At 49.9% G+C, this 12,255-nt stretch carries 9 protein-coding genes and 1 pseudogene; 6 read left to right on the top strand and 4 right to left on the bottom strand.

What is annotated here, in order from left to right; all coding sequences use genetic code 11:
- Nucleotide 1 precedes the first annotated feature (1 nt).
- The 4 genes from JHJ32_RS17280 (at nucleotide 2) to JHJ32_RS17295 (ending at nucleotide 4,383) form a co-directional block, all read left to right on the top strand.
- Nucleotides 2-715: a 3'-5' exonuclease gene (locus tag JHJ32_RS17280; RefSeq protein ID WP_079715550.1), complete on the top strand. Its 714-nt coding sequence runs from the start codon at nucleotides 2-4 to the stop codon at nucleotides 713-715.
- A gap of 54 nt (nucleotides 716-769) precedes the next feature.
- Entirely contained in the window at nucleotides 770-2,899 is a 2,130-nt protein-coding gene (rnr, locus tag JHJ32_RS17285) for a ribonuclease R (protein WP_200121800.1), read from the top strand.
- A gap of 49 nt (nucleotides 2,900-2,948) precedes the next feature.
- Complete coding sequence (locus tag JHJ32_RS17290) at nucleotides 2,949-4,142, top strand: AI-2E family transporter (protein WP_079715548.1); 1,194 nt, start codon at nucleotides 2,949-2,951, stop codon at nucleotides 4,140-4,142.
- Nucleotides 4,143-4,218: 76 nt separating this feature from the next.
- A complete protein-coding gene (locus tag JHJ32_RS17295) occupies nucleotides 4,219-4,383 on the top strand; it encodes a hypothetical protein (protein WP_176146090.1) in 165 nt (54 codons plus the stop codon).
- Between the two features lie 45 nt (nucleotides 4,384-4,428).
- On the opposite strand, the gene JHJ32_RS17300 is transcribed toward JHJ32_RS17295, so the two are convergent.
- Genes JHJ32_RS17300 through JHJ32_RS17315 form a run of 4 tightly spaced genes read right to left on the bottom strand, consistent with a single transcriptional unit; the run spans nucleotide 4,429 to nucleotide 10,594 of the window.
- A complete protein-coding gene (locus JHJ32_RS17300) occupies nucleotides 4,429-7,470 on the bottom strand; it encodes an efflux RND transporter permease subunit (protein WP_079715547.1) in 3,042 nt (1,013 codons plus the stop codon).
- 6 nt (nucleotides 7,471-7,476) lie between these two features.
- The gene (locus JHJ32_RS17305; protein WP_233632723.1) at nucleotides 7,477-8,523 is read right to left on the bottom strand and encodes an efflux RND transporter periplasmic adaptor subunit; all 1,047 of its coding nucleotides are present in this window, start codon (nucleotides 8,521-8,523) and stop codon (nucleotides 7,477-7,479) included.
- Nucleotides 8,524-8,546: 23 nt separating this feature from the next.
- Entirely contained in the window at nucleotides 8,547-9,917 is a 1,371-nt protein-coding gene (locus JHJ32_RS17310) for a TolC family protein (RefSeq protein WP_200121802.1), read from the bottom strand.
- Between the two features lie 32 nt (nucleotides 9,918-9,949).
- On the bottom strand, nucleotides 9,950-10,594 hold the full coding sequence (locus JHJ32_RS17315; protein WP_200121804.1) for a TetR/AcrR family transcriptional regulator: 645 nt from the start codon (nucleotides 10,592-10,594) through the stop codon (nucleotides 9,950-9,952).
- A gap of 151 nt (nucleotides 10,595-10,745) precedes the next feature.
- On the opposite strand from JHJ32_RS17315, the gene JHJ32_RS17320 reads away from it, so the two are divergent.
- Together JHJ32_RS17320 and JHJ32_RS17325 are read left to right on the top strand one after the other, a co-directional pair.
- Complete coding sequence (locus JHJ32_RS17320; RefSeq protein WP_200121805.1) at nucleotides 10,746-11,222, top strand: Lrp/AsnC family transcriptional regulator; 477 nt, start codon at nucleotides 10,746-10,748, stop codon at nucleotides 11,220-11,222.
- A gap of 47 nt (nucleotides 11,223-11,269) precedes the next feature.
- Nucleotides 11,270-12,142 (top strand): annotated as a pseudogene (locus tag JHJ32_RS17325) (EamA family transporter); the annotation flags it as partial.
- Nucleotides 12,143-12,255 lie beyond the last annotated feature (113 nt).

Below are 12,255 nucleotides of genomic sequence, written 5' to 3' on the forward strand. Positions count from 1 at the left end.
TATGCTAGAACTTTTGGACCTACAGCAAGTGTTGGTACTGGATATCGAAACCGTGCCTCAATACGCTTCGTATGACGCGTTAACACCTCATTTCCAAGAATTGTGGTGTCACAAAGTAAAAAACATATTGCAAGACGGAGAGTCTGCTGCCGACGTCTACCACACCGCCGGACTACATGCAGAATTCGGAAAAATAATCTGCCTGTCTGTCGGCATATTCTACCAACGGAACAGCCGGATGGGGTTTCGCGTGAAGTCGTTTGCCCAAGCCGATGAAAGAGAATTACTGACTGGCTTTTCCACACTGCTCCGCAGACAGCCGGCAAGCCTCGTGCTTTGTGGGCATAATGGCAAATCTTTCGATTTTCCTTACATCTGCAAGAGAACAATCATCAATGGGCTTGGGCTTCCGCCGCAACTCGATGTATCGGGCAAAAAACCGTGGGAAGTCAACCATTTAGATACCATGGAACTGTGGCGTTTCGGGGATTTCCGCAATAACGTGTCTCTCAACTTGATTGCGGCGGTCCTGGGGATACCTACGCCCAAGGACGACATTAGCGGCGAAGACGTCTACGAGGTGTATTACAAAGAAAACAATTTAGAACGTATCCGTGTCTACTGTGAAAAGGACGTTATCACCACGGCACAAATCTTGCGGAGATTGCGCGGCGAGCCATTGATTGAGCCGGACGATATTAGTTTTGCGGAATAAATTATCTGGTGGTTCCTATTTGATGTTTCAAATCTTACGTACCAATACTCAACTATGTCAAACAAAAAAAACAACGCATTCAAACATATCCTCACGCAACTGATTTCGGATGTGATCGAAAAGTCCGGCAATAAGCCGATGAACTATAAGCAGGTAGCCGCGAAACTCAACCTGGCTGATCCGGAATCGCGCAACGCCATACGCGACATCCTGCAAGAGGAAGCCCACATCGGCCTATTCAAGGAGATCGAAAAAGGAAAATATATACTGAAAGAACTAAAAGCCTTTGTCATAGGCCGTGTTGATATGACGGCGGATGGTTCAGCCTACATTGTACCCGAAGACGAGTTCGAAGACGATGTTTATATTGCACCACGTAAACTCCGGCAAGCCCTGCACGGCGACCGCGTCAAAGTACACGCCTATGAAAAGCGCCGGGGCAAGCGCAAAGAGGGGGAAGTCGTGGAAATACTCGAACGTTCCCGCACGGAATTCACAGGCACCATCACGATATCGCCCCGGTTTGCCTTTTTTGTTGCTGACGACCGAAAGATGCTCAATGATATCTTCGTGCCATTAGCCGATCTCAACGGCGCGCAAGATGGAGAAAAGGTCGTGGTGACGATAACCGAATGGCCCCAGGATAGCAAAAACCCGGTCGGCCGGGTCAGACACGTCCTCGGCAAAAAAGGCGAGAACAACACGGAGATGAATGCCATTCTTGCCGATTTTGGCTTTCCATTGGCATTTCCAGAAGCCGTCGAACGGGATGCGGCAGCCTTCCCTTTGGAAATATCGGCAGATGAAATCGCCAAGCGACGTGATTTCCGCCCCGTCACTACGTTCACTATCGACCCCGCCGATGCCAAAGACTTTGACGATGCCCTTTCGTTCCAGCAGTTGCCCAACGGCCATTACGAAATCGGGATACACATCGCTGATGTCACCCATTTTGTACGGCCGGACACCGCACTCGACAAGGAAGCGTTCGAACGGGGCACATCGGTGTACCTGGTAGACCGCGTTATTCCGATGCTTCCCGAACGCCTTTCTAACGACCTATGTTCGCTACGACCGCACGAAGATCGGCTCGTCTTCTCTGCCGTATTCGAGATGGACAAAAATGCCAACGTCATCAATGAGTGGTTCGGCAAAGCGATTATCCATTCCGACCGGCGGTTTAGCTACGAAGAAGCCCAGGAAATACTCGACAACAAGGCGGGCGAATTTGCCCAGGAACTTCTTACTCTTAATGAGCTGGCTTACATGTTGCGCGACCGCAAATTTAAGCATGGCGCCATCAGCTTTGAAACCACCGAAGTCAAGTTCCACCTCGACGAAAACGGTAAGCCGCTTGGCGTATATACCAAAGAACGCAAAGACGCCCATAAACTCATCGAAGATTTTATGCTACTGGCCAACAAGCGCGTTGCCGAATTCATCGGTAAGCAAGGTAAAGGAAAGACAAAAAAGACATTCGTTTACCGCGTACATGATGCGCCCAACGCAGAGACCATTGCCGGCTTCGCGCAATTTGCCGCACGCTTCGGCTACAAGCTCAATACCAAGTCCGACCGGGAGACCGCCCGTTCGCTCAACGCCCTGATGGAGCGCATTGAAGGCACAAAGGAACAAAATGTGCTGACCACCCTGGCCATCCGCTCCATGGCCAAGGCCATTTATACGACAAAAAAAACCAGTCATTATGGTTTGGCGTTTGATTATTACACCCATTTTACCTCCCCTATCCGGCGTTATCCCGATGTCATGGTGCACCGGTTGCTGGAACATTACCTTGCAGGAGGCAAATCGGCCAACGCCGAAGCCTATGAGAAATTCTGCGAGCATTCTTCACAGATGGAAAAAAAAGCAGCGGATGCCGAGCGGGCTTCGATAAAATACAAGCAGGCTGAATTCCTGCAGGACCAAGTGGGCGAAGAGTATCTGGGTATCGTCTCCGGCGTAACCGAATGGGGTATGTATGTAGAGATTGAGGAAAACAAATGTGAAGGTATGGTACGATTGCGCGATATCACGGACGACTTTTATGCCCTTGATGAAAAGAACTACGCCATCATCGGCCAGCGAAAGAAAAAAAGGTATCAGTTGGGCGATGAGGTGCGTATCCGGGTGAAAAAAGTGGATTTGGCCAAGCGCCAAATTGATTTCACGCTAACGTCTTGATCGCAAAAATTTTGCTTATCTTTGAGAAAGGCATAAAGAACGTTATACTATGCAGGAAACACCCACCAAACGACCCTATGCCCTGGAGCTGGCGGCAACGCTGTTTGCGCTGGCCCTTATCATCGCGCTCATGTATGCATTGCAAAGCGTGCTGGTGCCACTGATGTTTTCCATCCTGATCGCCATTTCACTGTACCCAGTAGCGCGTTTCCTGGAGCGCTTGCGCTTCGGCAAGGCTTTTTCGGCACTGCTGGCCGTCATATTGGCTATCGCAATTATCTCCGGTTTGATCTGGTTTATCATCCATCAAGTCATCGTCATCGGCAGGGATGGCACCGAAATCCAATCAAAATTCCTTTCCATTTTTGACACGATACAACGATGGCTGCATGACCGTTTCGGCCTTGAGCCCACGGAGGTCGCCGAAAGGTTACGGGGCCAAGCCAACCAGTTTTTATCTAATGCAGCCTCCCATATCACCGCAGCCTTTGGTTCTATTGGCAACTTGCTCGCGGGAGCGGTGCTGGTCCCCCTGTTTTCGTTCTTCCTGTTGTATTATCGGGTATTCTTCCGTGAGTTCTTCTTCCGCGCATTTAAATCCACACCGCAGGAACGCGTCCACAATACACTCAACAAAATTTACACGGTCGTACAAAGCTACTTGCTGGGGCTTGTCACCGTGATGGGCATCGTAGCTATTTTAAATACGGTGGGGCTATTGCTCATGGGTATCCAGTACGCTTGGTTTTTCGGCACGCTGGCTTCGCTACTCATGCTGCTACCTTACATTGGTATCGCTATCGGGTCAATCTTGCCCGCCCTTTTTGCATTGGCCACCAAAGACAGCTCTTGGTATGCCATTGGTGTCATCGCCTGGTTTCAGGTGGTGCAATTTTTGGAAGGCAACGTCATTACCCCCAACATCGTGGGTGGAAAAGTCAGCATCAACCCGTTGATGGCTATCATATCCATTCTATTGGGTGGCATGCTGTTCGGTTTGGCCGGATTGATTCTCGCACTGCCCATAACGGCGACCATCAAGGTGTTGTTCGATGCCATCCCTTCCATGAATGCTTTCGGATTCCTGATCGGTGAGCCGGAAAAATACCACCTCAAGCGGTATTCGACCAAGATTCTCCTGAAACGATGGAACCTGCGGGACTTGCTGGAGGCCAAGGAGCGGAAAATGAAGGAAGAGATAGAAAGAAAAGCCGAAGAGCCTGACAGCGGGAAACAAGAATGATTTTTTACTTCGTGGGAAAGAACAATGCTACCGCTTCGGTTGTTATTGAAGGTAACAAAACAAATGGAGGGGTACCATGAAGGAAAAAAATGTAACTGGCACACAAGACAAAAGCCGCAAAGGCGAAATGGGCAGCTCAACTGCGGACAAAGCATTCGCCGATTCAAAAAAGCAAAAACGGGCACAAGGGCTGCCTAATGCAGGTGGCGTACGCACCGGACAAATAAAAAAAGATAAATGACCAATGCAGGACTGCCCGGCACACAAGAGGCCGGGCAGTTTGCGTTTATACCTTTGGCGGCATCAGCTTATAAACAATCGGCGTAACGACACGCGACAGCAACGTTGAGCTAATCAGTCCGCCAATCATGACAATAGCCAATGGCGAAATCAGTGGATTACTTGACCATGCAATCGGTAATAAACCACCTATTGCTGTCAACGAAGTCAGGATAATGGGCAAAAACCGCATCTCCCCCGCTTTCTCAATCGCCTCGTTAAGCTCCATACCTTCCCGGCGGAGCTGGTTGGTGAAGTCAACCAGTAATATCGTGTTTTTCACTTCAATACCCGCCAGCGCCACCAAACCTACCGTAGCCACAAAGGAAAGCGTATTGCCTGTAACCAGCAGGGCCAACACAGCACCAACAATTCCCAGCGGGATCACCGACAGAACGATCACGGTACTCTGCAAGGTCTTAAACTCTAATACCAGCACAGCAATAAACATAAATACTGTAATCAGAATGACCGTTCCAAAGCCCCCGAACGATTGCTCTCGGCTTTCCACCTCACCGCCCATCTCATAGTGGTATCCCATGGGTAAAGACATCTCGTCCATTTGGCGGACAACGTCTTGGATAACTTCGTCATTTGTATAACCACTTGCTACAAAACAATTGACCGATACGGTGCGTTCCCGGTCAATATGGTAGATGGCAGGTGGCGAAGGCACCAGTTTCAGCGTAGCCAATTGGCTAAACGGCACGGCTACACCCGCTACGTTGTCTACATAAATCCGATCAAACACCGTCAGATCCGGATAAGAGCCGCGAGGCATACTCAACCGTACCAGGTAATCGTCGTCATCCGACTCCGGATCGGTATAGGTAGTCACGTCATATCCCGCCAACATCAGACGAACCGTCCGATCAATATTTGCACTCGGTACCCCCAGGGCCAACGCCTTATCCCGATGAATATCCACCTGGATATCTGTCTTATCGTTTCGTATAGGATTATTCACATACAATGCACCTGGCGTGCGCTCCATCATCGTTTCCACCTGCGCAGCTAAACGTTTCAGCGTATCTAAGTTCTCACCAAACAGACGCACTTCCACCGGGGATATCACAGGAACCCCCTGCTCAAAATTCTTCACCTCTACCTTCGCGCCCAGATAAGGCGTCCAACGCTGCCGTAGTTGCTCAATGAATGCTTCCTTCTCCTTTGGGGAGGTATCCGCCTGCAACTGCACAAACAGCTCAGCGAAATCTGCTCGTTCGTTTGCTTGCTCCACATTATAATAGATCCGGGGATTCCCTTTACCGACGTTGGACGCGAAGTATTGCACCTCAGACATCTCCGCAAGCTCAGCTTCCAACTGGCGCGTAATGCTATCTGTCACATAGATATTAGCCTGCAACGGCGCATTGATACGGACTAGAAACTGAGGTTTTTCTGAAGACGGAAACAAACTGAAACCGACCACAGGAATAAGTGCCAATGCGCCAGCAAAAATCAAAACGGCCACTGCGACCGTCTGCCACGGGCGCTTCAGCGCCTTATCGAGCAATACCGCATACGTGCTATGGATAGCGCGCTGGAGCCAGCGAAGCACGGCGTTTCCGTCGGGATTTTCATGCGGCTTTAGTAACCGGCTCGACAGAAAAGGCACCACCAGCAAGGCCACCAACATGGAAGCGATGACCGAACCGATGACCGCCATCGGTAAGCTACGGATAAAATCGCCCGCCGTCTCAGGCATAAACATCAGGGGCATAAAGGCTATCGCCAAGGTCACTGTACAGCCGACTACTGCCAGCGCAATCTGATGGGTGCCCTTGATGGCTGCCTCCACACGCGAAAACCCTTCGCGCATCCACCGCTCGATGTTTTCGACCACCACAATGCTATCATCTACGACCAAACCCAACGCCACCACGAAGCCGACGATACTCAGCTGGTTCAATGAATAACCCAGCGCATTGAGAACAATGACCCCCATGGATAACGACAGCGGTACAGCAATCATCACCACGAGCGACGCACGCATACCCAAGGGCAACAGCGTGATAAGCACCAGCGTGACTGCAATGAGGAAGTCAATCCCCAAGCCACTGAGCCGTTTATTGACGTTTTCACCTTGGTCGAAATGCAACACCATGTCGATATTGTCCGGCAAGCGCGCTTTGAATTGATCGAGCACCTTCAGATACGCTTCCTGTGTCCGGCTAATGTTTTCCCCGGCCTTTTGCGCCGCATTCACAAATACGGCCCGATGGCCATTGAGACGCGTAATATGTGTCTCCGGCGCAAAATCGGCATACACGGCCGCAACATCCCTCAACAGCGTGTTTTTTCCCTCCGCACTGGAGATGATGGTGTTTTTGATGCTCTCAATACTTTGGTAGTTGCCGCTGGTCTTGATGCTAAACACTTTGCCTCCAGCCAATATACTTCCTCCAGGAATGTTAGCCCCTTCGCTTTGGATAGCTTGCATGACCCGATTGAGCGGGATACCTAGCTGTGCGAGCCGCGCCGGCTCAACATCCACCCTTATTATCTGGTCAGACAGGCCGCTTACTTTCACATCCTTCAAGGCCTTCACCTTCTCCAGCGCCTCTTTCAGATCGTCGGAAACATCCTTCATCACTTTGCGTGACGCATTCTCAGAGATTAATGCAACTTGCAAAACATTTACGCCCGTAGGATCGATTTTCTGTACATCAATGCTGTATAGCTCATCAGGCAATTGCGGACGCAATGCGCTGACTTCCCGAATAAGCTCTTGGTATTTATCATCGTAATCAACACCGTGTTCGTACTCGACGAAAAGTACGGCCAGCCCATTCAGGATTGTGGTACGTATACGCTTAATATTGTCGAGGTCGTAGATCCGGGTTTCCATGGGTTTTACGACCAATTGCTCCATATCCTTCGGATTGGTGCCTGGATAAATGACCACCACAGGGAAATTAGGTGGTTGCATCTCGGGGTCCTCAGCCCGGGGCATGGTCAGGATACTGCTCACACCGATAGCGATGACCATCAACACCATGATTAGCGTAAACTGATAATTTTTTATGGGATATCTGATTAAATCCATGTCATCTTACTTTACCGTGATCGTTGAACCGTCGCGCAAATAGGGACTCCCCGAAACGATAAGCGATTGCGCATCTTCCAGCCCGCCCGTAATCATCACGTGATCACGTTGGATATCACCTATCTGCACCTGCACCCGCTTGGCCGTTTTACCGTCGTCGGTCACAAAGACATAACCCGTTCCGGCATCACCATCCAAAAGTGCTTCGTATGGAATGAACCAGGCGTCCTTTTTACCGGCCAGCCGGATTTCCGCTTTACCGAACATGCCTGAAGCCAAGGCAGGCAGCTGCTTATCCAAAAGCTTCAGATAGACGGTGAACGTTCCTGATTGCTGATCGATGCCCTCGGATTTGCGCAATACCACCGCTCGCATTGCCCCATCCGCAATAGCACCGCTATATACCGTAGCGCTATCGCCCACACGGATGGCCGCCCACTGCCTATCGCTGACACCGACCTTGAGCAACCATCCACTACGTCCCGTGCCACTGACGACCAACACGGGTGTACCGGGCCCAACTATCTGCCCTGGATTGACAGGGCGTTGCAACACATAACCATCGAATGTCGCCCGGATGCTGGTATGCCCCAGGTTGTAAGTCGCACGTTCCGCATCCTGCCTGGCCACCTCAAGCGCTGTTTGCGTGTTTTCCAATTGCTCCAATGTTGCTACACTATCGAGGTAAAGCTGCCGAGCGCGTTTGTAATCGCGCTCGGCCTTTTCCAGCGCAAGTTGTGACTGCTTCACCGCGGTGTTTATTTCCGTAGGCTCCAGCGAAGCAAGTAACTGGCCACGCTTGAATGCATCCCCTTCCTTCACCTGGATGTGCTGAATGACGCCGCCGTTCTTGAATGAAAGTACGGTCTCGTCATCCGTGGTAAATACGCCCGTAGCGCTTACCGACTGTACCGTATCCCGTGATGCAAGCGGCACCACGACGACAGGGATGACTTCCGTACCCGGCAAGCTTTCTTGCTGTTTGCGGTGCCCGCATGCCCCCGCACTCAGCAAGAGGCCCAACACGACACTGATATTCCCGAACTTGTTCATTTCTATCTCTTTTGATTGTTCAATTATTGGATAAGCGGATAATTTGCATTTTCACGTTCGAGCGCAGCGGCTGCCGAAAGCACCTGATACGTGTTTATTAATAAAGCCATGCGGGCAGACGTGTATTGATTGCGCGCATCGACGGTCTCGATATAGCTATTTGAACCTGCTTGATACCCCTTACTGATGAGGCGCTGATAAGCCTGCGCAGCTTCCAGCTGACTTTTGGACGACCGGTAGCTCTGCCAGGCCGATTGAAGGTTGTGATGTGCCACCGAGTTGGCAAGCTGCAATTGCTGCTGCACCTGCTGCAGTTGCAATTGGGCATCCTGAAGGTCGAGCCGTGACTGTTGAATGTTGTATTTATTCCGATTACCGTTATAAATAGGGAATTCCAATTGTAAGCCGGCCATATAATAACGTGTCTGCCCATTGAAATGAAACCCTTCCGATTGCGAGCCCAGGTCCAAGAACGCATTCAGCTTGGGCACCGCAAAACGCTTGTTCATCCGAAGCACAGTTTCACGTATACCTATTGCGGTAGCCAACGATAGCAATTCTTCTCGTTCGCCCACCGATAGCGTACCTTGCCGGAGCATACCTGCTGCCTCCAATAAGGCATCATCATGGTTAAAAGCAGTATCAATCCCTGAATCTGCTGTACGATTAAGTAAACTGTTGAAGTAAAGCTGCGCATTCCGTGCTTTTAGTTCAGCATCGGTCAATTTAGCTTCAGCCTCGGCCACCTCGCCACTGGAGCGAAGGACGTAAGCTGGGAGTCCTTTGCCATTTTCTACCAGGCGTTCATTGGTGCGTTTCCCTTCCCGGGCCAGCTCTAACGCTGACCGATAGATACCGACGGCCTGCTGGGCACTCAGGTAGTTAAAATAGGCGATTTTGATTTCCTTGACCAACTCACGTTTATAAATGTCCACCTCCAGCTCACTCAACTGCACCTGTTGCTCCTGAATGCGTTTGTTGTAAGCAATATCCGTGTTGATGAGCGGTAAGGTGGTCCGGATGTGCGCATCGTAATAATTCCTGGGAAGAAAATTGATGGTTTCGTTCTCAATTTGAGGAAAGTTGTTGGATTGCGTCAATTGGTTCAACGTACGATATACGGGATTAAGCATGTCTCCGATGGGCAACGGGATGTTGCGACCGCCATCCGCAGTTTGGTAGCCGGCCTGGAGGTTGACGGCAGGGAGAAACATACTCTTGGCAATCCTCAATCCGTATTCGGCCCGCTGCAACGAGACATCGCGTTGCTTGAGTACCAAGTTACTGGCCAGCCCTTCCTGTACATAGCCCGCTAACGCGTCCTGAGCAACGGCATGCACACTGTACGAGCTAAACAGCGGAATGCAAATCAAGATAATTAATACTGTTCTCATTATTAACAGTGTTTATATATAAACAAAAAAAATTACGATAACCGCTCGATCGACCTCAGGTAAACCTGGAAAACGCTTTCCAGTAGCGCCTCATGCGCCGGCAGCGCATAGCTGCCGCACTTTTCAGCGATATGCTTGAAATGGCTCGTAATATGCAACGAGCATAAGCCATGCACGACACTCCAAGAAAGCATCGCTACCTCGTTAGTATCCATTCCCCCGAAATAACCGCTGTCCTGGCAGGCGGCCACAGTTTTTATCAGCCCATCGAAAATGCGCTCACCCTCTGGCCATTCCTCCTCTGGATGATGGGCCTGCAAATATTTCATCGGCTCCTTCATAATAAACATGAGCTCATAAAAATCAGGATGATCCAAGGCAAATTGAATGTATGCCCTTCCCATGGCTTTCAGCCGCTCAAACGGCTGGTCCACATACACCAAGGCAGCCAGCCGCTCGCGCAATAAACTAAACCCCTCTTGATGCAGCGCATACGCGATATCTGTTTTGTCTTTATAATACAAGTAAATGGTTGTAGGACTGAACTCTATCTCTGCCGCGATCTTGCGGATAGACGTCGCCTCATAGCCCTCTTTTACAAATAGCTTCTTTGCCGCCTCCAATATCCTTATTTTCAAATCCTCTTTATGGCGCTCTTTTCTTTCTTTGATTCCCATGACAAAATATTAACGGGGCAAAGTTAATTAACGGTGTTAATATTAGCAAATTCTTTTTTTCGAAACTGACAAATCAACAGGTTTGAATATTATTTCGATATATGGCATACATTTTGAATAATATTCTAAACAATACAATTTGTAGAGAACAATGAGCGAAACAACATACACATTAGACCACGTAGACCTCACCATTATCCGGTTGATGCAAGAAAATGCCCGTATCAACAATGCAGATATCGCACGCGAACTCGGCATGGCGCCTTCGGCGGTGCTGGAACGGGTGAAAAAACTGGAGCAGAAACAGGTGATTTTGCAATACAACGCCAAAATTAATCCGGCTGCAGTCAACCAAAAGCTGTTGTCTTTTATTTTTATCAAAGCGGCTGATGGCATCGGCTGTGCGACCACCGGACAGGCTTTAGCGGCCATTCCGGAAGTGCAGGAAGTACATGATATCGCGGGCGACGATGGCTACCTCGTAAAGGTCCGCACGGCAGACGCTTCGGCACTGGTAGAATTAATGCGCAATTCGTTTGCTAAAATTCCGAATATCATCTCTACCCGGACAACCATTGTATTGGAAACCGTCAAAGAGCAACAGCAGATACTTATCCCCCAAAATTGACAGCAAAAGCAATGACGACTGGAACAAATCAAAACCAATTTAAGCTCATGGTCGCGCTGGCATTTGCCATCGTTTACCTCGTTTGGGGTTCAACCTTTTTCTTTATCCACAAAGCGCTGGCTGGTTTCGAACCTTTCACGCTGGGCGCTATCCGGTTTACAACCGCCGGTCTGCTCATGCTTGGATGGTATGCCTATAAAAAATATCCGATTTTCGATTGGTCCGTGATACGGAACGCTGGCATAACCGGATTGCTGCTGCTATACATTGACACGGGTATCATCATTTGGGTGGAGCAGTTTCTGGCCAGCGGCCTGGTAGCCATTATGGCTGCGTCTGCCGCTATCTGGTTTATCCTTTTGGATAAACCAAAGTGGAAGGAAAACTTTTCAAACCTCCCGACCATCGCTGGCCTTTTTCTGGGCTTCTTTGGTGTGGTCATGCTTTTTGGAGAGCAGGTGGCGCTTTCCGTAGATCTCGCCGAGCGGAAAACCAACACCAATGGCCTACTGTTGTTGATGTTCGGTGCCATCGCTTGGACAATTGGCTCATTATACTCCAAATATACTGGCAAACCGGATAAGGCTACGCCCGCCAATGGCATGGTCGGCACCGCTTGGCAGCTATTGATTGCCGGCCTGGCGTTCACCATCACGGCATTTGTTCGCGGCGAAGCGGAGGCCTTCCGCCCACAGGAGATCCCCGCTCAAGCCTGGTGGGCTATTGCATACCTTATCCTATTCGGGTCCATCATTGCATACAGCGCGTATATCTGGTTACTCAAGGTGCGGCCGGCAACAGAGGTGAGTACATATGCTTATGTAAACCCTATCGTAGCGGTATTGCTAAGCCTTTTGCTTACAGATGAGCACATTACCGGCATCCAAATTACTGGATTGGCGGTTATCCTTATCAGTGTACTCCTCATCAACTGGACCGCGTACAATCTTCCGACCTCGTTTAAGCGCAGGAAACCAGATAAAACCGGCCGTCCGAGGCCATCCCTTCGATCCAGAATCCGGAATAGGATAGC

This window comes from Parapedobacter sp. ISTM3 (genome assembly GCF_016533505.1).
Lineage (GTDB): Bacteria > Bacteroidota > Bacteroidia > Sphingobacteriales > Sphingobacteriaceae > Parapedobacter > Parapedobacter luteus.